The organism is Bifidobacterium sp. wkB338 (assembly GCF_003688325.1).
GTDB classification, from domain to species: Bacteria; Actinomycetota; Actinomycetes; order Actinomycetales; family Bifidobacteriaceae; genus Bombiscardovia; species Bombiscardovia polysaccharolytica.
In genome coordinates, this window is record NZ_NPOR01000024.1 from 57,936 (window position 1) to 83,531 (window position 25,596).

Annotated in this window: 23 protein-coding genes and 1 tRNA gene; 1 reads left to right on the forward strand and 23 read right to left on the reverse strand. The window is 60.6% G+C overall.

All coding sequences use genetic code 11. The annotated features are described in order from the left end of the window. Positions 1–6 precede the first annotated feature (6 nt). The 10 genes from CI603_RS05285 to glyA form a co-directional block, all read right to left on the reverse strand. Positions 7–747, reverse strand: coding sequence for a histidine phosphatase family protein (locus tag CI603_RS05285; RefSeq protein ID WP_183122256.1), 741 nt, complete (start codon positions 745–747; stop codon positions 7–9). Next, positions 740–1,216 carry a ribosome silencing factor gene (rsfS, locus tag CI603_RS05290; protein WP_046322826.1) on the reverse strand — a complete coding sequence of 159 codons (477 nt, stop codon included), beginning with the start codon at positions 1,214–1,216 and terminating at the stop codon, positions 740–742. The genes CI603_RS05285 and rsfS overlap by 8 nt, the downstream gene beginning before the upstream one ends. A gap of 41 nt (positions 1,217–1,257) precedes the next feature. Then, positions 1,258–2,634 carry a bifunctional UDP-N-acetylglucosamine diphosphorylase/glucosamine-1-phosphate N-acetyltransferase GlmU gene (glmU, locus tag CI603_RS05295; protein ID WP_255297787.1) on the reverse strand — a complete coding sequence of 459 codons (1,377 nt, stop codon included), beginning with the start codon at positions 2,632–2,634 and terminating at the stop codon, positions 1,258–1,260. Between the two features lie 14 nt (positions 2,635–2,648). Further along, entirely contained in the window at positions 2,649–3,446 is a 798-nt protein-coding gene (locus tag CI603_RS05300) for an HAD-IIA family hydrolase (protein ID WP_015021717.1), read from the reverse strand. A 67-nt stretch (positions 3,447–3,513) separates the two neighbouring features. Further along, a tRNA-Gln gene (locus CI603_RS05305) sits at positions 3,514–3,584 on the reverse strand. Between the two features lie 82 nt (positions 3,585–3,666). Next, positions 3,667–4,683, reverse strand: a complete 1,017-nt coding sequence (locus CI603_RS05310) for a ribose-phosphate diphosphokinase (protein ID WP_029676331.1) — start codon at positions 4,681–4,683, stop codon at positions 3,667–3,669. 103 nt (positions 4,684–4,786) lie between these two features. Then, positions 4,787–5,467 (reverse strand): nicotinate-nucleotide adenylyltransferase, encoded by a 681-nt coding sequence (nadD, locus tag CI603_RS05315; protein WP_121913372.1) that lies wholly within the window; start codon positions 5,465–5,467, stop codon positions 4,787–4,789. A 5-nt stretch (positions 5,468–5,472) separates the two neighbouring features. Continuing rightward, positions 5,473–6,030, reverse strand: a complete 558-nt coding sequence (locus tag CI603_RS05320; protein ID WP_121913321.1) for a phosphoribosylglycinamide synthetase — start codon at positions 6,028–6,030, stop codon at positions 5,473–5,475. Next, complete coding sequence (locus CI603_RS05325) at positions 6,027–7,340, reverse strand: glutamate-5-semialdehyde dehydrogenase (protein ID WP_395947973.1); 1,314 nt, start codon at positions 7,338–7,340, stop codon at positions 6,027–6,029. The genes CI603_RS05320 and CI603_RS05325 overlap by 4 nt, the downstream gene beginning before the upstream one ends. A 119-nt stretch (positions 7,341–7,459) precedes the next feature. Then, on the reverse strand, positions 7,460–8,767 hold the full coding sequence (glyA, locus tag CI603_RS05330) for a serine hydroxymethyltransferase (RefSeq protein WP_110417070.1): 1,308 nt from the start codon (positions 8,765–8,767) through the stop codon (positions 7,460–7,462). A 202-nt stretch (positions 8,768–8,969) separates the two neighbouring features. Here glyA and thrC point away from each other — a divergent pair, with 202 nt between their 5' ends. After that, positions 8,970–10,451, forward strand: a complete 1,482-nt coding sequence (thrC, locus tag CI603_RS05335; RefSeq protein ID WP_121913373.1) for a threonine synthase — start codon at positions 8,970–8,972, stop codon at positions 10,449–10,451. Between the two features lie 17 nt (positions 10,452–10,468). On the opposite strand, the gene CI603_RS05340 is transcribed toward thrC, so the two are convergent. The 13 genes from CI603_RS05340 to CI603_RS05400 form a co-directional block, all read right to left on the reverse strand. After that, positions 10,469–11,185, reverse strand: a complete 717-nt coding sequence (locus tag CI603_RS05340; RefSeq protein WP_121913323.1) for an ABC-2 transporter permease — start codon at positions 11,183–11,185, stop codon at positions 10,469–10,471. Further along, positions 11,182–12,138, reverse strand: coding sequence for an ABC transporter ATP-binding protein (locus CI603_RS05345; RefSeq protein ID WP_259465492.1), 957 nt, complete (start codon positions 12,136–12,138; stop codon positions 11,182–11,184). Before CI603_RS05345 ends, CI603_RS05340 begins: the two co-directional genes overlap by 4 nt. A gap of 22 nt (positions 12,139–12,160) precedes the next feature. After that, entirely contained in the window at positions 12,161–12,568 is a 408-nt protein-coding gene (locus tag CI603_RS05350; RefSeq protein ID WP_121913325.1) for a GntR family transcriptional regulator, read from the reverse strand. A 442-nt stretch (positions 12,569–13,010) separates the two neighbouring features. Beyond that, positions 13,011–14,783, reverse strand: coding sequence for a DNA repair protein RecN (locus tag CI603_RS05355; protein ID WP_121913326.1), 1,773 nt, complete (start codon positions 14,781–14,783; stop codon positions 13,011–13,013). Beyond that, positions 14,783–15,721 carry an NAD kinase gene (locus CI603_RS05360; protein ID WP_110417065.1) on the reverse strand — a complete coding sequence of 313 codons (939 nt, stop codon included), beginning with the start codon at positions 15,719–15,721 and terminating at the stop codon, positions 14,783–14,785. Before CI603_RS05360 ends, CI603_RS05355 begins: the two co-directional genes overlap by 1 nt. Before the next feature lie 70 nt (positions 15,722–15,791). Continuing rightward, positions 15,792–17,105, reverse strand: coding sequence for an ATP-dependent Clp protease ATP-binding subunit ClpX (clpX, locus tag CI603_RS05365; protein ID WP_121913327.1), 1,314 nt, complete (start codon positions 17,103–17,105; stop codon positions 15,792–15,794). A gap of 144 nt (positions 17,106–17,249) precedes the next feature. Next, positions 17,250–17,918, reverse strand: coding sequence for an ATP-dependent Clp protease proteolytic subunit (locus tag CI603_RS05370; protein WP_015021704.1), 669 nt, complete (start codon positions 17,916–17,918; stop codon positions 17,250–17,252). A 9-nt stretch (positions 17,919–17,927) separates the two neighbouring features. Next, a complete protein-coding gene (locus tag CI603_RS05375) occupies positions 17,928–18,515 on the reverse strand; it encodes an ATP-dependent Clp protease proteolytic subunit (RefSeq protein WP_029678947.1) in 588 nt (195 codons plus the stop codon). Positions 18,516–18,696: 181 nt separating this feature from the next. Continuing rightward, on the reverse strand, positions 18,697–20,073 hold the full coding sequence (gene tig / locus CI603_RS05380) for a trigger factor (RefSeq protein ID WP_121913328.1): 1,377 nt from the start codon (positions 20,071–20,073) through the stop codon (positions 18,697–18,699). Between the two features lie 49 nt (positions 20,074–20,122). After that, positions 20,123–21,409: an HRDC domain-containing protein gene (locus CI603_RS05385; RefSeq protein ID WP_121913329.1), complete on the reverse strand. Its 1,287-nt coding sequence runs from the start codon at positions 21,407–21,409 to the stop codon at positions 20,123–20,125. A gap of 351 nt (positions 21,410–21,760) precedes the next feature. Continuing rightward, entirely contained in the window at positions 21,761–22,642 is an 882-nt protein-coding gene (gene pflA / locus CI603_RS05390) for a pyruvate formate-lyase-activating protein (RefSeq protein ID WP_110425144.1), read from the reverse strand. Between the two features lie 98 nt (positions 22,643–22,740). Beyond that, the gene (pflB, locus tag CI603_RS05395) at positions 22,741–25,116 is read right to left on the reverse strand and encodes a formate C-acetyltransferase (protein WP_046322815.1); all 2,376 of its coding nucleotides are present in this window, start codon (positions 25,114–25,116) and stop codon (positions 22,741–22,743) included. A gap of 242 nt (positions 25,117–25,358) precedes the next feature. Beyond that, positions 25,359–25,595, reverse strand: a complete 237-nt coding sequence (locus CI603_RS05400; RefSeq protein WP_110425142.1) for a hypothetical protein — start codon at positions 25,593–25,595, stop codon at positions 25,359–25,361. Position 25,596: the final 1 nt, after the last annotated feature.

Genomic DNA, 25,596 nt, shown 5'->3' on the forward strand with positions numbered 1-25,596 from the left:
AGAACCTCAGTCGGTCTGGACCAGCCCCCGGGGATTGTCCCAGTCACCCCGCATGGCGATGGCTGGACCACGATTGTAATCAATCATGGACCATCGCAGGCCACCGTCTGGCAGGTCTCGCGGCATCAATCGCGCCCAGTGGGCGTTCCGCATGGTGACCAGGCCCAGGTATTCGGGATACGCATTGGCCATGCCCAGCAGGGCCTGAAGGGTCTCGGCAATAAAGGACCCATGGGAGAAGACCATGAGATCCGTGTCCGGACCAGCCCGGTGAATCCATCGGTTCAGGGTTTCCAGGCCTCGTTTGCCCACCTGGGCCTTGGTCTCGGCACCGTGGAGCAGCTCTCCCCCGGCGCCCCGGGACCAGGATTCGTAATCCTCGGGCCAGCGTTGACGAACCTCCTCAGCACTGGCTCCCTCCCACTCACCGAAGCTGCGTTCACGCAGCCCGCGATCAAGATGGACCGGCTGATCCAATGGATCGGCGAAGGCATGAGCAGTGGCAGCAGCCCGGTCCAGATCAGAGGAGACCACCAGCAGGTGACGGTCTTGGGGTGCGCCGTCCACATATTCAGCCCGCAGCTCCTCGCCGGTCCTCTCCACCTGCCAGCGGCCTACGCTGTTGAGAGGAATGTCAATCTGGCCCTGCATCCTGTGCCCTGCATTGTATGAGGTCTGCCCATGGCGGACCACTGTCATGGAGCGCACATGCCGGCTATCTTCGGCGGTGGTATCTGTGTCAGTCATGGCTTTCCTGAGGATCAGCGAAACGGCTGCGTAGATCATCCTCATTCAGATCATCCGCCTTGGAGGCCAGCTGGCCGTCCGGATCATCATCGGCAAGGGTGAAGGGATGCTCCAGCTGCAGGTCCACCTGGGGGCAGTCCTTCCAGAGCCGTTCCAGGTCGTAGTAGGCTCGGGCCTGTTTGTGCATGATATGGATGACGAAGTCACCGTAGTCCAGCAGAACCCACTGAGCCTCCTGCACGCCTTCCCGAGAACGCGGGTCCAGATTCTTTTGCAGATGGAGCTGCTTCTCCACCTCCTCGGCGATGGCCAGAACCTGACGTTCGTTGCTACCGGTGGCCACCATGAAGATGTCGGTGATGGCAATGGGTTGGGAGACGTCGAAGGCCACGATATCCATGGCCTTGACATCGTTGGCAGCCCGAGCGGCCACCCGGACCGCGTCGATGGATTCCTGCAATGCTGGCACTTGTCACGCCTTTCCTCGTTGTGAAGCAGATGCTGTCATGGTTACCGTTCCCAGGCGGGCTTCCAGTCCGGAACCTGATGCTGGTCATTAGTGGAATAAACCATGGCCCCGTCTTCCACCGGATGGCGGATGACCGAACCGGCTCCGGTCGTGACTCCGTCGCCCACCTGGACCGGAGCTACGAAGAGATTCCCTGCGCCCACGTGCACTTCCGACCCAATCTCGGTCCGGTTCTTATGCACGCCATCGTAGTTGGCCGTGATGGATCCGCCACCCACGTTGCTGTCGTGGCCTATGTGCGCATCCCCCACATAGGAAAGATGGGGAACCTTGGTCCCGTGGTCAATGGTGGCCTTCTTCATCTCGACGAAGGCCCCGGCCTTGGTGTCCTCGGCAAGGATGTTGCCAGCCCTTAGATAGGTCCAGGGGCCGATGTTGGCCCGGGCTCCAATCCGGGTCTCCTGCACGCGGGAGCGCTCAACCTTGGCCTGCGGCTCCACGATCGCATCGATCAGGGTGGTATATGGGCCGATGACGGCATCCGAGGCGATCTCGGTATGACCCTGCAGGAAGCAGCCGGGAAGAATGACGGCATCCCGCTGGATGACCACGTCGTCCTCAATCCAGGTGGTGGATGGGTCCAGGATGGTCACCCCCTGGCGCATGAACTCCTGGCAGACCCGCAGGTTATGGGCCTTAGCCAGATCGGCCAACTGAATCCTGTCGTTGACCCCTTCAACCTTGAGCGGATCAGGAGCGGCGAAGGCCCCGACCCTGCCCAGGCGACGAGCAGTCTCCAAGGCATCGGTCAGATAGAACTCCCCCTGGGCGTTGCTGTCGTCCAGGCCGCGGACTGCCTGTCGGAGCAGGTCAGCCTCGAAGACGTAAACAGAGGTGTTGACTTCCTTGACGGCCAGCTCGGTGCCGGTGGCATCCCGCTGTTCGACGATGCGCAGAACCCGTCCATCCTGGTCACGAATGATGCGACCGTATCCGGTGGGATCGTCCAGATTTACTGTCAGCACGGTGGCGCCGTCGCCGGAGCTGACATGATAGTCGAGCAGACGATGCAACGTGTCTGCGTCCAACAGGGGCATGTCGGAGGCGACGATCAGCACCTGACCGTCGTGTCGAAGTTCTCCATCCAGCTGATCCACGGCGCACTGGACCGCGCGTCCCGTACCCGGTCGGCTGTCCTGACGCACGATGCGCACCTGCGAATCGTAAGAGCGTGCAGCCTGCGCCACCAGGTCGGCCTGATGATGAACTACCACAGCCGTCAGCTCGGGATTCAGAGCAGTCACCGAAGTCATGACCCGCTGCAAGAAAGTCTTGCCGGCCAGGGTGTGCAGAACCTTGGGATGGGCCGAGCGCATACGAGTGCCCTCGCCTGCAGCCAGAATGATGCCAGCGGTCAGCGTCTGCCCGCCGCTCAAAACTCCACCACCCCGCTCTCGGCGATGTCGATCAGATCCTGAATGGAGTCCACCACCTGGTCAGGGCGGTAGGGGAAGGTTTCCACCTCAGATCGTGTAGTGATGCCTGTCAGCACCAGGAAGGTGTTCAGGCCAGCCTCAACTCCGGCCACCACATCAGTATCCATACGGTCGCCAATCATGGCCGTGGTCTCGGAGTGGCCACCCACCCTGTTTAGAGCCGTGCGGAACATAATGGGATTGGGCTTGCCCACAAAGTAGGGCTCCCGGTTGGTGGCCTTGGTCACCAGAGCTGCGACGGCTCCCGCCGCAGGCAGGACACCGTTCTCGCTGGGGCCTGTGGCGTCCGGGTTGGTGCAGATGAAACGGGCCCCGCCCAGAATCAAGCGGATAGCTGTGGTGATGGACTCAAAGGAGTAGGTTCGGGTCTCGCCCAGAATCACATAGTCCGGGTTGATATCGGAAAGAATGAACCCGGCCTCGTGCAAGGCTGTGGTCAGCCCGGCCTCACCAATCACATAGGCCGATCCCCGCGGCATAGTCCGAGACACGAAGTCGGCTGTAGCCAAGGCTGAGGTCCAGATCCGGTCTTCAGGCACATCGATACCCGAACGACCAAGGCGGGCCGAAAGGTCGCGAGGGGTGTAGATGGGATTGTTGGTCAGCACCAGATACTGGCGGTTATTGCGCTTGAGGGTGTCGATGAATTCGGCAGCGCCGGGCAGGGCCGTGTTCTCGTGCACCAGCACGCCGTCCATGTCGGTGAGCCAGGTTTCGATCTTCTTGACTGCCAAGACAGTTCCTTTCGGTTGGTCACCGACCCCAAGGAGGCCGTCTCCGACCGGAATCGGCGAGCGTAAGCTCCCCCACCTGGATTCGAACCAAGACTAAGGGTTCCAAAGACCCGTGTGCTGCCTTTACACCATGGGGGAAAGACGGAGCCCTTCAGGCCCCGCCAGGTTCATTATGCCACAGCCGGACGATTACGCCACGCCATGCCAGGCAGGCAAGGCTTTAAGCGAAGAGGAAGCCCTGGCCGTGATGGGCTGGATAAGTGTCGAAGAGGCGGGCTACCGAGCCGTCCTCGAAGACGGCCTTGATGGCCGAGGCCAGCAGGGGCGCGATGGACAGGACGGTCAGCCCGTCCCAGCGCTTCTCCTGGGGAATGGGGACCGTGTCAGTCAGAATGACCTCCTTGGCCTGGCAGGACTTGAGCCGTTCCACGGCAGGTCCGGACATGACGCCATGGGTGGCCACGATGGTGATGGAGTTGGCCCCAGCCTCATCCAGCACGTTGCAGGCCTCGGCAATGGTGCCACCAGTGTCGATCAGGTCGTCCACCAGCACGCAGTCCAGGCCGCGCACGTCGCCCACTACCCGGTGAGCCACAGCCTTGTTGGGCTGGGTGATGTCACGGGTCTTGTGGATGAAGGCCAGTGGCACACCTCCCAGACGCTGGGCCCACTGCTCGGCTACCCGGATGCGGCCCGCATCGGGAGAGACCACGGCCACCTTGGACAGATCCATCCGGTCGCGCACATAGTCCACCAACACAGGCATGGCGATCAGGTGATCCACGGGCCCATCGAAGAAGCCCTGGGACTGGGCGGCGTGCAGGTCGACCGACATGATTCGGTCCGCGCCGGCCGCTTTGAGCAGGTCGAACATGAGTCGGCAGGAGATGGGCTCGCGGCCCAGATGCTTCTTGTCCTGACGGGAGTAACCCAGGAGCGGGCAGACTGCAGTGATTGACCGCGCAGAGGCCCTCTTGAGGGCGTCGATCATGATCAGCTGTTCCATGATGGACTTGTTGACCGGGTCGGAGTGGGTCTGCAGGACGAAGACATCGGCTCCACGCACCGACTCCGTATAACGCACATACATCTCGCCGTTGGCAAAGTCGTATGCTGTCGTCTCCAAGACGTCGATGCCGAGTTGATCGGCCACGTCCGCCGCGAGTCTGGGATGGGTCCGGCCTGTGACAAGTATGAGATTTTTTCCTGGTCTGCCTTTGAGTATCGCGCTCACCATATCTCCAAACGTTGTTTTCGCTGAAGCGGACAGCCTCCATAATAATGGCGCGCGCTGACACAGCAGGGCAGTTCGTGTTGGCGAGTCCGATGGTATACGAAGCTCAGGAAGCCGAACGGTAGAGCCCGTGCTTGTTGATATACTGCACCACCCCATCCGGGACCAGGTACCAGACCGGCATACCCCGGGCCGAGCGACGGCGCACGTCCGTGGACGAGATGGACAGGGCCGGGATCTCCAAGGTATCCACCCGCTGAGCAGGCACCTGAAGGTTGTCCAGGCTGGAGGAGTAGCCGGGTCGGGAGACGGCCACGAACTTGGCCAGATCCCACATCCGGTTAGCATCCTTCCAACGCATGATCTCGGCCACGGCATCCGCCCCGGTGATGAAGAAGAGATCGCTGTCGGGGCGCATCCGCTTGATGTCGCGCAGGGTGTCCACAGTATAGGTGATGCCAGGACGCTCAATGTCCACCCTGGAGACCGTGAACTTGGGGTTTGAGGCCGTGGCGATCACGGTCATCAGATAGCGGTCCTCGGCATTGGTCACCGTCTTGTTCAGTTTGAAGGCCGGGCGGCCGGTAGGCACAAAGATGACCTCATCCAGGTCGTAGACCCAGGCCACCTCCGAGGCAGCCACCAAGTGGCCATTATGGATGGGGTCGAAGGTGCCGCCCATGATTCCCACCCGGGGTCGACGGTTATGGTGGGATGGCCCACAGGCCCGATCAATATCTGATGGCTCCTGCCCAGACTCCCCCTCCTTGGACAGTTCAGACATCATCCGGTTCACGCCTGCTCGCCCTCCTGTCTGGCTTCCGAGGCGTTCTCCTCGTTTTCGGACTCGGCCTCCTGGCGCATCTGCTCGGCGCTGGGGTTGACCCTGTCGGGATCGATCCGCTCCATATCGGCATTCCACTCTTCCTGAACCACACGGCGGATCTCGGAATAGGTGGGCAGGGGAAAGCCTGGCTGGTAGGCTCGACGGACCTGAGCCACGCATCCAGTGATGGCTACCAATGAATCAGACAGATCGGCGATGCGTCCCTCCTGCTCCTGTTTGCGGAAGACAGGCACCCGCTCCTCCATGACGGTGATGTCATGCCTGACCTTGTTGAGCTGGTCCTGGTCCAGGTCATACACATCATCGGCATGTTCGTCGGGCCAGCCAATCAGGACCGCATCGGCGTACTCCAGGCAGGAGCGCTGATCTGCATCCGGGATGCCGTCCTCGATTTGGACCAGAAAGACGTACCGCAGCAGGCTCAGCCGCTCTGAAGCCACCCTCAGCCAGATGCGTGGATTGTCGTGCTCGCGTTGGAAGAGCTCTTCGATCTTCTCGTTCACGGCCGCACCTGCCCCCTGCCGTAGCCAATCCACTTGGTGGTGGTCAGCTCCTGCAGACCCATGGGTCCTCGGGCATGCAGCTTCTGTGTGGAGATGCCCAGCTCGGCACCCATGCCGAACATGCCTCCATCGGTGAATCGCGTTGAGGCGTTGACCATGATCACAGCTGAATCCACGCGACGGGAGAACTCTTCGACAGCCTCATAGTCCCGGGCCAGGATGGCCTCGGTATGGCCGGTGGAGTGACGGTTGATGTGCTCGATGGCCTGGTCAAGGGAGTCCACCACGCGCACCCCCATTTTCAAATCCAGATACTCACGGTCCCAGTCGGCTTCCTCAGCGCGGACCAGCAGTTCTTCAGGAAGACCATGCCCGGCCAGGATGTCCATGGAGACAGCGTCCAGGTGCAGCTCGACCTGGGCCCGGGTCAGCGCCTGGGCCACACGTGGCAGGAACTCAGCGGCCACATCCCTGTGGACGATCAGTTTTTCAGCGGCGTTGCAGACGCCCACCCTCTGGGTCTTGGCGTTGACGATGATGGGAATGGCCTGATCCATATCCACCGAGCGATCCACATAAATATGGACATTGCCAGCCCCGGTCTCGATGGTGGGCACGGTGGCCTGCTCTATTACGCTGCGGATCAGCCCTCGGCCACCTCTGGGCACTAGCAGATCAATATGACCGCGTGCCTTCATCAGAGCCTGGGCCCCCTCGCGACCGTATCTGTCTACGGAAGCTACCAGCGCCGGATCCAATCCCTGCTCACGAAGTACCCCGCCTATCAGCTCCACCAGGGCGTGATTGGTGCGTTCAGCCGCGTGACCCCCTCGCAGAAGGGCCGCATTGCCAGACTTGAGGCAGAGGGCCACCACATCGATGGTGACATTGGGTCGGGCCTCATAAATCATGGCCACCACGCCCAAGGGAACCCGCACCTGATTGAGCCGCATGCCGTTGGGCATGTCATGGCCGCGAACCACCTCGCCCAGGGGATCGGTCAGCCCGGCCACCATGCGCACGCCGCTGGCGGTATCCGCGATACGAACCTTGTCCAAGCGCAGACGATCGATCAGACCGGCGCTCATTCCTTCTTCAAAAGCCTGCGTGCAGTCCTGCTCGTTGACTGCTGCAATCTGATCGGCCTGGTCGATCAGTGCATCGGCCAGGGCCAGCAAGAGAGCGTTCCTGGCCTGGCCGGTCATGCCTGCCAGACCTGCTTGTGCAACAGCCGCTGCATCGGCCATGGCACAGACCCGATCGAACACACCCTGACGATTGGAGTTCTCGTTTTCACTCATGTTCGTCAGATCCTTTCGCCCTCGCGGGTCAGCCAGACCCATATTCTGTACCGATTGTAACCCTCAGTGAGGGCAATGATGACAGGAGGAGGGAGGGCATTGCTGCACCTCCCTCCTCCAAGGGCCAATCAGTGGGTCTGGTCCAGCTCAGGATAGAGCGGGAAGGCCTCAACCAGCCGGTCCACCCGGGCCTTGAGAGCATCCAGATCCGCCTGGGGACCCTGGGCCAGCGCTGTGCCGATCACGTCGGCCACCTCCTCGTACTGAGCCGGGCCGAATCCGCGAGTAGCCAGGGCGGAAGTCCCGATGCGCAGACCGGAAGCCACAGAGGCCGGGCGAGGATCGAAAGGCACTGTATTGCGGTTGACAGTGATGCCGATCTTGGCCAGCAGGTCCTCCCCCTGGCGGCCGTCCATCTCGCTGTTGCGCAAATCCACCATGACCAGGTGGACATCCGTACCTCCAGTGAGCACGGTGATACCGTTGTCGGCCACATCCTTGGCCATCAGGCGTTCAGCCAGAATCTTTGCACCCTCCAGGGTGCGCTCCATGCGTTCCTTGAATTCAGGCGTGCCGGCCAGTTTGAAGGCCACTGCCTTGGCGGCGATCACATGCATAAGCGGGCCGCCCTGGTTGCCGGGGAAGACCGAGGAGTTGAGCTTCTTGGCATATTCCTGACGGGCCAGGATAAACCCGGAGCGGGGTCCGCCCAGGGTCTTGTGGGCCGTGGAGGAGACCACATCGGCATAAGGTACCGGGCTGGGATGCAGGCCGGCTGCCACCATACCCGCGAAGTGGGCCATATCCACCCAGAACTTGGCTCCCACTTCGTCGGCGATTTCCTTCATGGCTGCGAAGTCTTCAATACGCGGATAGGCGCTCCATCCGCCGATAATCAGGGCTGGATGGGTTTCCAGGGCCCGCTGGCGGATGATCTCGGGCTCGATGCGGAAGGTCTTCGGATCGACCCCGTAGGATTCGGCATGGTAAAAACGTCCGGAGAAGTTGATCTTCATACCGTGGGTCAGATGGCCGCCATGATCCAGGGCCAGGCCCAGCACGGTGTCGCCGGGCTTGATCAGGGCCTGATAGACGGCGGCGTTGGCCTGTGCGCCCGAATGAGGCTGGACATTGGCGTACTCGGCGCCGAACAGAGCCTTGGCGCGGTCCCGGGCAAGGTTCTCGACCTGATCCACCCACTCGCATCCGCCGTAGTAACGTCTGCCTGGATAGCCCTCGGCATACTTGTTGGTCAGCACGGATCCCTGGGCTTGCAAGACGGCCTTGGGCACGAAGTTCTCTGAGGCGATCATCTCCAGACCACCGCGTTGGCGCTCCAACTCTCCATCCAGCAGTGCAGCGATCTCCGGATCCACCTGCGAGATCGAAGAGTTCAGGACATCGTAGGATTGCTGTACCGGGTTCTCTTCGACCATGGGTCACTCCTTTGTCTATAAGGTCCAGCCACGGAAACAGGGCTGGTGGGCAATACTGTACGCCATGCCAACCCCTGGCAGGCCGTGGCGTCCATAGACGGTTTCCTCCGCGAGCCGAGCAAGGCCATGGTTCGGACTTCTGTACGGGGTAGAATGCCCTGGTAATGATCTGTTCGGCGACATGGCGGAGGGGCAGGCAACCATGAGCACATACCACAGCACCCGAGGCGGCAAGGAGCAACTGCAGTCCAAGCAGGCCATAAGACGAGGCCTGGCTCCTGACGGCGGACTCTATGTCAGCGATGAACTGGACACTGAGACCATCGAACCTGCCTCGGTTGCCGGTCTGGAATACAAGGGCACAGCCAAACTGGTCCTTTCGAGACTGCTAAGTGATTACTCTTCCGCTCAGCTGGACTCCTGCCTGGACGCAGCCTACGGAGAACAGTGGTCCGATACGGCAATCACCCCTCTGGTGGACCTGGGCGGTAACGACTTCGTACTGGAGCTCTTCCGTGGGCCCACTTCGGCTTTCAAGGACGTGGCCCTGCAGCTTCTGCCAAGACTGATGGCGCTGGCCGGAGACGATGATGAGCGAATCATGGTGCTTACAGCCACCTCCGGAGACACAGGCAAGGCAGCGCTGGCCGGGTTCGCAGACGCGCCGGGCACGGGCATCACCGTCTTCTATCCTCAGGGCAAGGTCAGTCAGATCCAACGCCTGCAGATGGTCACCCAGGAGGGCAGCAACCTGCGGGTTTGCGCGGTTCGGGGCAATTTCGATGATGCCCAGTCCGCAGTCAAGTCCATCTTCGCCGACACCGACCTGGCTCGTGAACTGGAGGAGAAGGCCTCGACCGTCCTCTCATCGGCCAACTCCATCAATGTGGGCCGTCTGGCCCCGCAGGTCGTCTACTACTTCCGGGCCTATGGCTCCCTGATGGAACGGGGAGTGATCAGACCCGGGGATCCTGTCGAGTTCTGCGTGCCCACCGGCAACTTCGGCGATGTGCTGGCCGGATACTATGCCAAGATGATGGGCCTTCCGGTGGCCCGCCTGACCGTGGCCTCGGACCGCAACCGGGTCCTCAACGACTTCCTGACCACAGGCGTCTATGACCGCAACCGCCCCTTCTACACCACCACCTCCCCCAGCATGGACATTCTGATCTCCTCCAACCTGGAACGGATGCTCTACTACATGGCCGGCGGCGACACCGAACTGATTGCCTCGCTTATGGCCGACCTGGAGTCCACGGGACGCTACCAGGTGCCCGAAGCCGTTATGACCAGAATCCGCAGGCTCTTCTCCTGCGGTTGGGCCGACGAGAACCAGGTGGCGTCGGCCATCAGCAACTGCTGGGAGGACCGGGGATACCTGATCGATCCGCACACGGCCTGCGGATACCAGGTCATGACCGGGCAGACCGACAGGGATCCTGCAGTGCCCCGGGTGCTGCTGTCCACAGCCAGCCCCTACAAGTTCCCCCGGGTGGTCTGCCAATCCCTGGACCTGGAGACCCCGGACAGTGATTTCGACTGCATGGACATCCTGACCGAGGCCACCAATACCAGGCCCCCCAAGGCTCTGCGCGCCCTGGAAAACGCACCTGTGCGCTTCCAGGACTGCATCGATCCAGGGGACATGTCCGACTACGTCCGCCACACGGTCATGCAGTCCTGAAGCCTGAGCGAATTGGCTCAGATCTCCTTCCTGGCATAGACCTTGCGAGATAAGACTATCGAAACCGTATCAACCGCCAGAATCAAGGCCAGCCCGAGGAGCACTGGCTGCCACAGGCCGGATGTCAAAAATCGCATGATTGAATTCCAGAAGGTCCCCCAGTCCAAGGGCAGCAAACTGCCGATAAGGGCCATGATTGGTACCAAACCAAGAAGCGCCAGGAAGACTATCATTGCTTTAACTGGTTCCAGCCAATAAAACAAGGGTGTAGCTACTGCAAAGAGCAAAGACTCCAACAGGAACAACCCCAGAGTAAACAAGACAGTGTCGCGCCAATGGTCCTGACCATGCAAAAATGAATCAGTAGCGTAGAAGAAGAATATTGCATAGCCGCAAGACTGAGCTAGGACCAGCAGACTTACAGCAACATAGCGTCCAAATACCTGGTGATCACGTGTTATGGGCAGCAGACCGTTCAACCGAACTGCCGTATTGTTGAAATCGGCGAACAAACCAAATACTTGGCCTACAATCAGTCCGATTCCCATGCCGGCTACTGCCCCCGTCAACGCAGTCCTTGCATCTTCCCCATCATTGCCTGTCAGGGCCATGACTAGGTTCAGCAGGATTCCGATGCAGGGCACGGACATGAAAATCAGCACACCAACCCAAGGTCTCCCTGTTCCTGAGAAACGTTGCATGTCCAGCCTGATCTGTTTGGCTATCGCCTTCATCCTTCCACCTCCTTATTCTTGTCAGTCGCGGCAAGTGAGCCCGCGGTCAGTCTGATGATGTTGTCAAAGTCGGCCTGCTCCACCAGGTAGCGGTCCCCTGAAGGCTCCACGGCGGCAGGAGAAGCAGATGCCAGAAAATCCTTCAAGTGTTCAGTAGGGACCAAAGCCTCGAAACCGGTGGCGGAACGCTGCAAGCCCATTAGATGCGGCATTTGCGCTCTAACCAGATCGTCCGGCCCTCCTCTCACAACCTGGAAAGCCTCCATCAACTCGTCCTTAGGGCCGGTGTAGAAGACAGACCCCCGGTTGATATAGGTAACGAAGTCAGCCACGCGTTCAAGATCCGCGGTAATGTGAGTGGAGAAAAGCACCGAGTGACGACCGTCGCCGATGTAGTCCAGCAGAATATCCATGAGCTCGTCCCTGGCCAGGACATCCAGACCACTTGTGGGCTCATCCAGAATCAAGAGTCTTGCATCGTGGCTGAGGGCGACGGCCAGCATCAGTTTCATCTGCATTCCACGGGAGAGCTTGCCGATTCTGCGGTTTTCTTGCAGACCGAACCGACGCAGATAGTCCTGATAGCGATCACTGTTCCAAGAGGGATACATGGGTGCCATCACTGGCTCGATGGCCTTGACCTTCCATGCCTCAAGGAAATAAATGGAATCGAAGACCACACCCAGGTCTGCTTTGACCTCCTCCTCCTGACTCAAGGGATCACGGCCCAGAATGCTGGTTTCTCCGCTGTCTCGGCGAGTCATATTCAGCAAGAGCCGGATCAGGGTGGATTTACCTGCACCGTTGGGGCCTATCAATCCCATGATGTAGCCCATGGGCAGATCAATGGTGACCTGGTGCAGGCGGAAACCCGTGCCGTCAGCCTTAACGTAGTTTTTTCCCAAGTCACTGACGCGCAGGGCATAGTCGACCTCTTCACCAGAAGTCGTCATCGGCGGTGATGCACGCATACTGCTATTCCTTCCCTTCTTCGGACGCGGATGCAGAACCCTTGTCGCCAAGCAGGCCGTCAAGCAGGCCGCGAATCCGGTCCGGCTCCATGCCGGCCCGACGAGCTGCATCGACCGCCTCCCCCATCAGGGACTGCACGCGGTCCTCCAGATGCTGCCGCATGACCTGGTCGCCACTGTCGGCCACGAAGGTCCCCTTGCCTTGGATGTTCTCCACCAAACCCTCTTGAGCGAGTTCGGTATAAGCGCGGGTCACGGTCAGCACGGACACCCTGAGCTCCTGCGAGAGATGTCGCAGGGAAGGTAGTCCCTCCCCCGCTTTCAGATCTCCGGTCAGGATGGCCGAACGTATCTGGTCCTCGATCTGCCGATAAATCGGCTGTCCGGACAGGGATGAGATGATCAGCTTCATCCAAGCCCCTTTCGTTGATTGTCGGCACGACCCTGGCTGAGCTGTGCTGGTGTTCATGTATACACTATAACAGTTTGGCCATGAAGACAAGCCTGTCGCTGATCTTCTGTCTACGTGATTCAAGATTCGATAGAAACGGTCTGTAGTGCTGATCTGCTGGCCAATCACGGGTAAAGGCAAACGGCCATCAGAATCGGGTCGCCGCCACATTACTCAAGCCAAGGACGGACACGGTGTACTCAGCGAAAAATCCAACATGATCGTACCGCACGGCCACCAACAGCCGAATGAGTACAGTCAAAGCATCAAAATGAAAAGCAACGGAATGACAGATGTCGAGCATGCAGTGGCAAGGCCGCAAAAGGCAGCGATGTCGCCAAGACTTGTCAAAGTCACTAAATTGACGAACGTTGGCACGACAAAGCGTAGACGGCAACCAGACCTATCGGGCCTGGAGCCTGCTGGAGGTCAGAAGCTCCCGAGCGTGCTTCAGGGAGGTCGTAGACTCGCTGCCAGCCAGCATCCGGGCGATCTCCCGCTCTCTGTCTTCGCCCTCTACCTGGCGGACCAGGGTCTCTACAGCATCGCCACCTTCACGTCCTTTGGCCACGACGAACTGTCGGTCGGCCCAGGAAGCCACCTGCGGCAGGTGGGTGACCACAATCACCTGGGCGGTGACAGCCAATCGGGCCAGACGATGACCAAGCTCCACGGCAGCCCGACCGCCAACTCCGGCATCCACCTCGTCGAAGATGAAGGTCATCGTCGGGCCGCCAACCTGGGAATCGAGACCAGTATGCCCATGGCCAGGCCCGTCAGATCCCGATGAGGTATGGCCTTCGGCGGCCACCAGTTCCAAGGCCAGCATGAGTCGGCTGAGTTCGCCGCCCGAGGCGCTCTTACCCATGGGCAGAAGGTCCGAACCTGGATATGGCCTGAAGAGGAAGTCGATCTGGTCCAGACCATGCCCGTCCATCTCCTGGTCCTGGCGTGGCCTGACGCGGATCTCCAGCCCGGCGCCCGACATGGCCAGAGAGTGCAATTCGCCGTCAACAAGATCGCTCAGTCTTCGTGCAGCCTTGGCTCGAGACGCAGACAGAGTCCGTGCCGCTTTCAAGGCGCTTCCGTGAAGCTGCTCAACCTGTCCTTGGAGCTCCTCCAGCTTCTCGGGTGAGGCATCCATGTCTTCAAGCTCAAACGCAGCCTTCTTGCGCCAGGCCAGAACGTCGTCGATATCCGGTCCCCAGCGTCGGGTCAGCTCATCCAGATCGTGGATGCGGGCGTTGATCTTGTCCAGATCGCCCTCCTGGCCTTCGTCATCCAATTGGCTACTCAGGGTGAAGACCAGATCAGACAGATCAGCATTCAGCGACCGCAGCCGCTGGGCCGACTCCTGAAAGACCCCCTCCACACCGATGCCTTCCAAAGCGGCAATGGCACGTTCGACCAGTGCCGTGGCCGATGGTGCGTCAGCATCAGGGTCGATTTGGCCGGAGTCCAAGGCGGACAGCGCAGACATGACTCCCTGACTGATCTGGGCAGCATGCTCAATCCGGTCCCGCTGGGCCTTGAGTTCACGATCCTCGCCGGAATGAGGGTCAACGCGGTCAATCCGGGCAATGGATTCACGAAGATAATCAGCTTGGGACATAGCGCCGGACTGCTGGTTACGCAGCTCCTCCAGATGGTCCTGAGCCTGTCGGTACTGCCTGAAGGCCTTGGAAAAAGCCTCCAGCTGCGGGCCGTCGCCCGCATAGGCATCCAAAAATTCGCGCTGCCGGGCCGGACTGGCCATACGCATCTGATCCGCCTGACCATGGACAGTGACCATCATCCCAGCCACCTCCTCCAACAGGCCACGAGGGGCCGTCCTGCCGTTCAGAGCAGCACGGGAACGCCCCTTGACCGGCATGGTTCGAGCCAGGAAGATCTGCCCCTCATCCTCCAAGGGCAGGCCAGCCTCGGTTACGGCAGCAATCACTGGATTCTCGTCTCCTGCCGCTCCAGCATCGAAAATCCCCTGGACCCACGACTCGCGTGCTCCAGGCGACACCAGTTGCGGTCGGGCAGCGGATCCCGAGATCAGCCTGATGGCGTTGAGCAGCATGGACTTGCCAGCCCCGGTCTCCCCGGTGATGGCCGTCATGCCAGCAGCAGGTCGCAGGAGGGCATGATGGATGGGACCCAGGTCTCGTACTTCCAGCTCTTCCAGCATCAGTGCTCCTTGTTCGACTCCTGCGACTCCCCCTGGTCCTGTCCATTCGCAGCCGCCGAAGGACGGTGCTGCTCCCTCCAGCCGACCACCGGCAGGTCGAACTTGGAGACCAGCCGTCTGGTGAAGGGCACCCCCGACAGCCTGGCCAGCCGCAGGATGTCATGGGACTGCCGCACCACGATGCGGGAGCGCTTGGGCACTGGCCGCTGACGGCGCCCGTCATTGCAAATCCAACCGGCCGACTGGGAATCACTCAGGATATCCAGGGTGAATTGCGACTTTGGACCGATGATCAGGGATCGGGCAAAAAGGGCATGGGCAGCAATGGGCACCATCTGCAGCGACTGCGCATCCGGCCAGACGATGGGCCCGCCCACCGAAAAGGCATAGGCCGTCGATCCGGTCGGGGTGGCCACAATCATGCCGTCGCAGCCGAAGGAGCTCATTTCCACATCGTCCACTCGGACCGATACCTCGATCATCTTGCCCCGATCATATCGTTCCAGGGTCATGTCGTTGAGGGCCCAGTCGCTCAGTGGTCGATCGGCCCCGGGTATCCACAGGTCCACATGGGCCACCATGCGCTCGTCGATGGAGTAGTCATGATCGGCCACCCTGCGAATGGCCTCCCCTATCTGAAAGCTCTCGAACTCCGCCAGGAATCCAACATGACCCAGGTTGACCCCCAGGATGGGCACCTGGGTGCCCTTGACCAGCTCTGCAGCACGCAGAATGGTCCCATCGCCACCCAGAACGATGACTATCTCGGTGTCGTCGGCCACCTTCTGGCTGGGGCTGCCGAATTCCGGGGCGGCAATATTGTCGACAATCGAGACGCGAAATCCATCCCGGCGCAGCTGCTCCTCGACCTCATCCACCAGGTGGCCGCTTGCCCGGACCCGGCTGTGCGTAACCACGACAGCGCTACGAGCACCCATGGGGCCTCCCTTCCGGCATCAATGATCATCCTATCGGGCCCGGCCAACAGCGGCGCTCATCGTGGCGGGGTCAGGCCAAACGACGACCAACAACTGCGGTCATGCCCTGCCCGGTCTCATACCGGGGCGATCCTGTCCCGTCGACTGCGTCAGCATCCACCACAACACGGGAGACATCCGTCCTGTCCGGCAGCTCGAACATGGTCGCCTCAAGGGTGTGCTCGATGATTCCCCGCAACCCTCGGGCGCCGACCTTGCGCTCCAGAGCGACGGCCGCAACCCGATCCAGGGCGGCATCCGTGAAGACCAGATCAGCCCCGTCATCTAGGAACATGCGCCGGTACTGGTCGACCAGGGCATTGTCCGGTTCGGTCAGCACCCTCCGCAGCTCATCGGCACCCAGCGGCTCCAAGGTGGAGATGACCGGCAGCCGCCCCACAAACTCGGGAAGTAGGCCAAACTGTTCCAGATCCTCGGCCCTGACCTGGCTCATGACCCGGTCGTCGGGCACTCTGTCAGTCCCCTGAGTAGCCGAGAATCCGCTCTCCCGCAGGCCCAGCCGCCGGCGGACGATCTCCTCAAGGCCGACGAAAGCGCCGCCACAGATGAAGAGGATGTTGGCCGTGTCCATGACGACCGTGCGGACATCCCCGTGCCGCCGCGAACCCTGTACCGGCACGCGGGCCTGGGTGCCCTCGATAATCTTGAGCAATGCCTGCTGGACTCCCTCGCCGGACACGTCTCGTGTGATGGAGGTGTTCTCCCCCGATTTTCTGGCGATCTTGTCGATCTCATCAATGTAGATAATCCCCCGCTGGGCCAGGTCCATGTTGCCGTCGGCAGCCTGGAGCAGCCCCTGCAGGACTGATTCCACGTCCTCGCCTACATACCCCGCCTCGGTCAGGCTGGTGGCATCCACAATGACGAAGGGAACGTTCATGATGGTGGCCAGTGTCCGCGCCAGGTAGGTCTTGCCCACGCCGGTGGGGCCCATAAGCAGGATGTTGGACTTGTCCACCTGGACGCGTGGGACCGCACCTTTGCGTTCAAACGCAGTGTCTGCAGCACGCCCACGGTCGCCCAGGTCCATGTTGACGCGCTTGTAGTGGTTGTACACCGCCACCGACAGCGTGCGCTTGGCGGCCTCCTGACCGATGACATACCGGTTCAGATAGGCGAATATCTTTGAGGGTGCAGGCAGGGTCACCCGCTGGTCGGCAGCGTCCTTGGCCATGTCCTCCTGAATGATCTGAGCGCATAGACGTATGCATTCGTCGCAGATGGCGCAGGAAGGACCTTTGACCAGGCGGCGCACCTGGTGCTCATCCTTGCCGCAGAACTCGCAGCGATTCAGTCCGTCATTGTAGCTGACCACACGGCCCATGGCTCTCCCTTCCCGGAGAATCCGCAAGGATCGGCGAAATCAAATTTGACTGGCATCGTCCATGATGCCAAAAACATCCGGAGGCCGTAGGCCCTAGGGGCCCGCCGCCATCCGGACGATCAATCATACGCGCAGTCACCGGTGCTAATTGCGGTGCTCCAGGACCTCGTCCACCATCCCGTAGTCCTTGGCCTGCTGGGCGGTCAGAATGGTGTCCACCTCGATGTCCTTGCGGATCTTTTCCACATCCTGACCGGTGTGCTTGGCCAGGGTCTCCTCCAGCCAGGTGCGCATGCGCAGCATCTCCTTGGCCTGGATCTCGATCTCGGTGGCCTTGCCGAAGTCCTGCTCCATGGCCGGCTGATGAATCAGCACACGGGCGTTGGGCAGGATCAAGCGCTTGCCCTTGGTGCCTGCCGCCAGGAGAACTGCAGCGGCCGAAGCAGCCTGGCCCAGGCAGACAGTCTGTACATCGGGCTTGATGTACTGCATTGTGTCATAGATGGCGGTCATGGCCGTCATGGATCCCCCCGGCGAGTTGATGTAGATGATCACGTCGCGATTGGGATCCTGGCTCTCCAGAACCAGGAGCTGGGCCATAATGTCGTCCGATGAAGTGTCATCCACCTGGACGCCCATGAAGATGATCCTGTCGTCGAAGAGCCTGGTGTAGGGGTCCTGGCGCTTGTAGCCGTATGGGGTGCGCTCCTCGAACTGCGGCAGCACATAGCGGTCGGTGGGCACAGCGGCCAGGCCGCGAGGGCCTGCCAGTCGACGGGCCCGTGCTACGAATTGCGCTTCTTCAGATGCCATGTGGAGTGCTCACTTCCCTTGATCCGCGGTCATAGTGCCGTGGGTGGTCACGATCCGGTCGACGAAGCCATACTCCAGGGCCTGCTGGGCCGTGAACCAGTGATCGTATTCGTTGTCCCGGTAGATCTCTTCCAGGGTGTGGCCAGTCTGCTCGGCTGTCAACTGGGAGAGTGTACGCTTCATGTCCATGATCAGCTCGGCGTTGATCCTGACATCAGTGGCCGTGCCTCCGACACCGCCCGAGGGCTGATGCATGAGCACCCGCGCATGGGAGGTGACGAAGCGCTTGCCCTTGGCCCCGCTAGAAAGCAGGAACTGGCCCATGGAAGCAGCCATGCCGACCGCGACCGTAGCCACGTCGGGCTCGATCAGCTGCATGGTGTCGTAGATGGCCATGCCGGCCGTAATGGAGCCGCCAGGCGAGTTGATATAGAGCCAGATATCCTTCTTGGGATCCTCGGCCGCCAGCATCAGCATCTGTGCGCAGATGACGTTGGCGTTGGCGTCCTTGACCTCGTCCCCCAGCCAGATGATCCTGTCCTTGAGCAGTCGGTTGAAGATGGGATCGGTCGGCGTAGGGGCCTCCCCCTCCTCCATCACGGGACTGGTTGCCAATGAGTTGTTCACCCTGTCTCCTTCGATAAACGTATCTGTATTGAGAGTAGCCCCCGCAATCGACGCGTCCACAGTCTTTCTGCTCTTTGCGCAACCGCTACGACAGGGCCGCACCCAGGCTGTTTCGCCACTGGGTGCGGCCCTGTTCGCTGCTTTGAAAAAGCTACTCCTGATCCTGGGAGAGCTGGTCGGCCACTTCAGCCGCAGCAGAGGCAGCCTGGACGCTCTCGTCCTGCTCCTCCTGGACCTCGGACTCATCCTCGCCCAGGAAGCGGCTCAGGTCCACCTCCTGGCCATCGGGATCCTTGAAGGTGACGGCCCGCATTCCGGCCAGCATACCCTTGGAGCGGCCGACCTCCTGCACGGCCGAACCCAGCTGGCCGTTACGGACGATGCCGTTGATGAAGGCGCTGGGATCCATACCATACTGCTGGGCGATGGAGGCCAGGAAGTTGGTCACGTCAGCCTGGCTGACCGTGATGCCCAGCTTCTCAGCCAAGGCATCCAGGGTCATCTGGTCGCGCAGCTCCTTCTCCACAGTCTGTTCGGCCTCGGCCTTCTCGTCCTTGCTGGCCTTGTCGGGATCCTTGCCGGTGTTCTTAAGCTGATCGGTCACCATGGACTGCTTGATGCCCTTGGGCACCGGGATGTCCAGGCCGTCCTGGAGCTTGGCGATGAAGGCATCGCGGGCGTCAGTGGCCTGCCGACCCTCGGCATCCACCTGGCACTGCTTGCGTACGTCCTCGCGCAGCTCCTTCAGGGTCTCGAACTCCGAGGCCTCCTTGGCGAACTCGTCGTCCAGGTCGGGCAGCTCCTCGGCCTTGACCGAGTTGACCTTGACCTTGATTTGGGCCTTCTCGCCCTGGTGCTCGCCGGCCTCCAGGGTACCCTCGAAGGTGGTCTCTTCCCCGGCGGACAGCCCGTCAAGGGCCTCATCCAGGCCATCCAGCATGGTGTTGGAGCCCAGCTCGTAGCTGACCCCCTGCTGGGAGTCCACGGACTCACCGTCGATGACGGCATCCAGATCGATGTTGGCGTAGTCACCCTTGGTGGCGGGGCGATCCACGCTGACCAGGGTGCCGAAACGCTGACGCAGGTTGTCCAGACGCTTGTCCACGTCCTCGTCGGTGACGGCAGGCTTGGGGACCTCAATCTCCATGCCCTCAATGTCGGGAAGCTCGAACTTGGGACGAATCTCCACCTCGGCGGTGAACTTAAGCTTGGTGTCGTCCTTGGCCGAGGAAGGAATGTCCTTGACATCGATCTGCGGCTGGGCCATAGCGTGCAGCTGCTTCTCCTCCAGAGCCTTGGAATAGAGTTCGGGCACGCCCGCGTTGACGGCCTCGCCCGCCACGCTGGCAAAGCCTACGCGCTGATCGATGATGGGTCCAGGCACATGGCCCTTGCGGAAGCCGGGGATGGTCACCTGCTTGCCGATCTCCTTACGGGCCTGATCCAGGTAGGGGTTCAGCTCATCGGGATCGACGGTGATGGTGAGCCTGACCTTGGTGGGCTCGAGGTTTCTGACGCTGATTTTCACGCTGCGCTCCAATTCATCCAAACCGTTTGATCTGCCAGTAAGGCAACCGTTACATAATAGCGCGAGTCAGAGACTCTGACAGGAGTGAAACCTGCCAGGGGCGGGCACCCTCCTGATGCAAAAAGTCGGCCACATCGCGCTTCTCCGGTTCGTCTGTCCAGCAGAGGTTGCGCAGGTAGCGGGGCTTGATCAGAATCTCGTCGGGTGTGTTGGTTCGGCGTCCCACTTCAGTCACCGCCTTGCGCGCTGCCTCCAGCCTTGCAAACCGGTCCGGATGACGATGCCGCCAGATCTGCATGGACTTGGGGGCATTGGTCTCCTCACACCGCGGCTTGGGAGGCACCGGCAGCTCTTCGGTAGACAGACTCAGCGCCTCCAGAATAGCCTGTTTCCAGACTGCGGGCCTGACCCGGCGCTGGATGGGCGCATAGCGCTCGAACATGCGGTCCTGCTCGCCGCCGGTGTGGATCCTGACCCGCTCGTTCAAGGATCGGATGGCTCGGAACTGCGCGTTGTTGTGCGGCTTGAGTCTGCCGGCCTCGATGATGGCCTTGTCGGGCAGGAGGAGCGTCGGAGCGATGTCGTTGCGTCTGGCCAGCTGATCCCTGACGGTCCACAACGAGCGGGCCACAGCCAGGCCTCGACGGTCATTGTGCAAGGCGTTGATATGCGAGATATGTCGCCAGGGCTGCTCAGGCTCCGGCTTGGGGATTTTGCCCTGCTCCAGCAACCAGGCGAATTCCTGCCTGGCCCATTCATTCTTGCCGTGACTGCGCAGGTCCTCCAGCTCGCGCGTTCGCACCTGATCCAGCAGCTCCACGTCCAAGGCTGCGTAATTGCGCCAATCACGCGGCAGTGGGCGGTAGGACCAGTCTGCGGCAGAATGCTCCTTGGCCAGCGTCAGCCCCAGGTAGTGCGCGGTCACTGCAGACAGGCCGTAATGCCCCAGATTAAGCATCCTGGCTGCAAGCTCGGTATCGAAGAGAGAGGAGGGCCTCATGCCCAACGCATAGAAGCCAGGCAGATCCTGAGGAGAGTCATGAATGATCCACTGGGCCCCATCAACAGCCTTATTGAATTCCGACCAGTCACAGCCCGCCTTCATCAGCGCCGGTGGGTCCAGCAGGAATATCCCCGCTCCCCGGCGCTTGAACTGGACCAGGTAGTCGTCGTGGCCATAGCGGAAGCCAGAGGCCCGTTCAGCATCCGCGGCCAGCGCACCGCTCCCCTTTGACAGCATTCGACAGGCCCGGCGGTATTCGGCCATATCGTCGATGACCGACGGCACACCCTGGGCGGGCTCTGAAAGCAGCTGCGTCTTAGGTTCCGTGGTCACCTGCGCTCAACCTCTTTTTTAGTTTGTCTTCCATCACGCTACCGGACCGACCGGCCCGGAAAACACACGCCTGAAAGCATAGTCCATGGCCTCAACCCACCGATAAACCCTTGCTAAGCAGACTTCGTCGACAATTGATCGATTTACGGGGTTGATCATTTACCAAGCCGGTCATTCACCGTGCCCGGCATTTAGTGAATCTGACAGTGAGTGAGTCTGTCATTCGCTGATTGGCTGGCTGGTCTCCGCTCAAGCAAACAAAACTCCCCACGACATCTGCCGTGGGGAGTCACAAGAAAATTAATTGGCTTTCTCCTGGGTCCGTCATGGAACCACAAAGGGTTCTGAGGCTCAGTAGACCACGAAGCCATGGGCCTCCAGCTGCTTCTTGACCCTATCCTTCAGGGCCGCCGAGGGGCCTTTGGCATCCTCCAGTGGGTAGGGAATGCGCAGCTCATGCCATTTGGGCCGTCCAAGCTGATGGAAGGGAAGCACATCAATGTGCTCAATGGCATCCTTGAACTGTTCGCACACACGAGCGACATTCTCGACGTTCTCCTCCGAGTCGGTCAGCCCAGGCACCAGCACAAAGCGAACCCAGATCTTACTACCACGGGCGGCAAGACGCTTGCCAAATTCGATCGTGGGGGCCAGCGTGCCGCCGGTCACCTTCTTGTAGGTGGTCTCGTCGCCAGATTTGACATCCAACAGGCACAGGTCGATATCGTCAATCATGGCATCTGTGTAGTTGCGATTGAGGAAGCCTGAGGTGTCCAGGCATGTGTGGACGCCCATCTCCTTGGCGGCCCGAAAGACGCGTGAGACAAAGGCTGCCTGCATCATGGACTCGCCGCCGCTGAAGGTGATTCCACCGCCCGTACTTTTGAAGAGGTCCTGGTAGCGGGCCACCTTATCGATCATGGCCTGTAGGTATACGGGCTGGCCATCGCGCATCTTCCAGGTGTCAGGATTCTGGCAGTACTGGCAGCGCAGGGGGCATCCGCTCATGAAGACGGTCATCCTTGTGCCCGGCCCGTCCACTGAGGTATTGATGTCCCAGGAGTGAACAAATCCGATGTCGCCCGTGCGCAGGGCATTCATGCGGTCGTGCCGGTCCAGTCCAATGGGCGATTCGAACCCCGAAAGGCCGCCCATCAGGGTCTGGCTCTGGTAAACCTTGGATTCCTTGAGCATGTGCGGCTGTGTGGTATGGAAGGTGGTGGTCTCCGTCATTGGATCCTCCTGAAAAAGACGAAAAGGGGGCGGGGCCTTGGTGCGCCCCGCCCCATGATTCACCGTCTCATCAACGGTTGACTATCGCACAAGGGCGATCAGTCGGTCACCGCACCCTGGTGGAAGGTGCGGGAGATCACGTCGAGCTGCTGCTCGCGGGTCAGCTTGACGAAGTTGACGGCGTAGCCCGAGACGCGCACAGTCAGGTGCGGGTACTTCTCGGGGTGTTCGACGGCATCCTCCAGCTGCTCCTTGCGCAGGACGTTGATGTTGGCGTGGTAGAGCCCGTGGCCGTTGCCAGCGTCCAGGATGCCCACCAGGTTGTTGATGCGCTCATCCTCGTCGCGGCCCAGGCCGTCAGGGGTGATCGTGTTGGTCAGCGAGATGCCGTCCAGGGCGTCGTCGTAGTCGATCTTGCCCACGGAGAACATGGAGGGCAGCATGCCGTGCGAATCCATGCCATTCTCGGGGTTGGCTCCGGGAGCATACGGGGTGCCCTTCTTGTGGCCGGAGGGGAAGGACCCGGTGTTCTTGCCATACTCCACGTTGGAGGTGATGGTCAGGATGGACTGGGTCGGCACAGCGCCACGGTAGACAGGCAGACGCTTGATCTGGCCCATAACGGTGGAGACAGTCCACTTGGCCAGGTCGTCGGCGCGATCGTCGTCGTTGCCGTAGATCGGGAACTCGCCGACGGTCTTGTAGTTGACGATCAGATCGTCGTCAGCGCCCTCGACATACTCAGGGGTGCCCTTGGCATCCTTGTTGTAGATCGGGTAGACCTTGGCGTACTTGATAGCCGACAGGGAGTCAGCGGCGATGGACAGGCCGGACATGCCGCAACCCAGGGTGCGGTAGACCTCCTTGTCGTGCAGGGCCATCTCAATGGACTCGTAGTCGTACTTATCGTGCATGTAGTGGATGATGTTCAGAGCCTCGACGTAGGTCTCGCTCAGCCACTCCAGGGCCTTCTCGTAGTTGTCCTTGACCTCCTGGAAGTCCAGAGAACCGTCTTCCTTGGGGGTGACAGGCTTGATCACGTCCTTGTCGATGACCTGCATGCCGGTCATCTCGTCACGGCCGCCGTTCATGGCGTACAACAGAGCCTTGGCGGAGTTGACGCGGGCGCCGAAGAACTGCATCTGCTTGCCGACCCTCATGGGGGACACGCAGCAGGCGATGGCAGCGTCATCACCCCAGTGGGCGCGAATGTCCTTGTCGGACTCGTACTGGATGGCGGAGGTGTCGATGGAGATACGGGCACAGAAGCGCTTGTAGCCCTCAGGCAGCTTCGGATCCCAGAAGATGGTGATGTTGGGCTCGGGACCGGGTCCAAGGTGCTCCAAGGTCAGAGTAGCCAGCAGACGGAAGGAGGTCTTGGTGACCATGGGCCTGCCATCGTCGCCGAAGCCAGCGTCGGACCAAGTGGCCCAGTAGGGGTCGCCCGAGAAGATGTTGTCGTAGTCCTTGGTCCGCAGGAAGCGCACGATGCGCAGCTTCATCACGATGTTGTCGATGATCTCCTGGGCATCGGTCTCGTCGATCAGGCCAGCGGCCAGATCACGCTCGAAGTAGACGTCGAAGAAAGCAGACAGGCGGCCGATGGACATAGCGGCACCATCCTGGCTCTTGACCGAAGCCAGGTAAGCCATGTAGGTCCACTGCACAGCTTCCTTGGCGTTCATGGCAGGACGGCTCAGGTCCAGGCCGTACTCCTTGCCCAGGTTCAGCAACTGCTTCAGAGCCTTGATCTGCTCGGCGTGCTCCTCACGGAAGCGGATCCAGTGCTCGATCTCTTCCTCGGTGAAGTCGTTACGGTAAGGAATCGAATCCTTGTCGGCCTTCTTGCGGGCAATCAGCTCATCAATGCCATACAGGGCCACACGACGGTAGTCGCCAATAATGCGGCCACGGCCGTAAGCATCGGGCAGACCAGTCAGAATCTTGTTGTGGCGGGCCAGCTTGATCCTCTTGGTGTAAACATCGAAGACTCCATCGTTGTGGGTCTTGCGATACCGAGTGAAGATCTTCTTGACTTCAGGATCGGGCTCCTTGCCGGCCTCCTTGAGGGCCTGCTCAACCATACGCCAGCCGCCATAGGGCATCATCGCACGCTTGCAGGGGACATCGGTCTGAATGCCGACAATCACGTCGTCTTGTGTTTCGCCGGCAGGCTTGCCATCGATGTATCCGGCTGGGAAGGCGTCAATGCCCGCCGGAGTGTGGGTGTCCACGTCGTAGACGCGCTGCTTGCGCTCTACGGCAAGGAAATTGTCATCCAGGTAGTTCCACAGGAACTTGGTCTTCTCTGTAGCCGGCGCGAGGAAGGATTCGTCACCGGTGTACGGAGTGTAGTTCTTTTGAATGAAGTCGCGAACGTCGATGTCTTTCTTCCAGTCCTCGCCCTTGAAGCCCTTCCAAGCCTTGGCTTGCAGCTCTGCGGGAGAGACGGTATTGGTCTCAACTGCTGTCATAGTCAACTCCTTGTTGATATGGTCAATGGCGCTTCCTCACACCACTGTCACTTTCAAGTATAGGGGGCGCATTACCACGGGAAACCGAATCACGACGTGAGCTATATCACACTGCGAGCAGACTCGCAATAGGCGCCACGCCCATATCCTGCAAGCTCGCCCGGCACACCGCCTGAGCTCCGATCCATTCTGATTGCTCAGCCAACTGGTTGCCAACGCTGGTGTGCGATCCAGCGGAAGCTTCATCTGTCAGCTGATGACTGTCCCTGCCCTGGATCACCTTCCCAGGCCTGCCGCCAACGGCGGTCCTCTTCATCCCATTCCTTGTTCCGGCGCTTGGCAATCTTCCAGGCATCGAGGGCCTCCTGCCTGCTGTGGTAGGGGCCCATCCGCCTGTCCTGCGGAGACAGCTTGCCCTGCTCGGGTCTGCCGGTGACGGTGTTGAAGTACCAGGCCGTCCGCTGCTCTTCGGAGCCCATA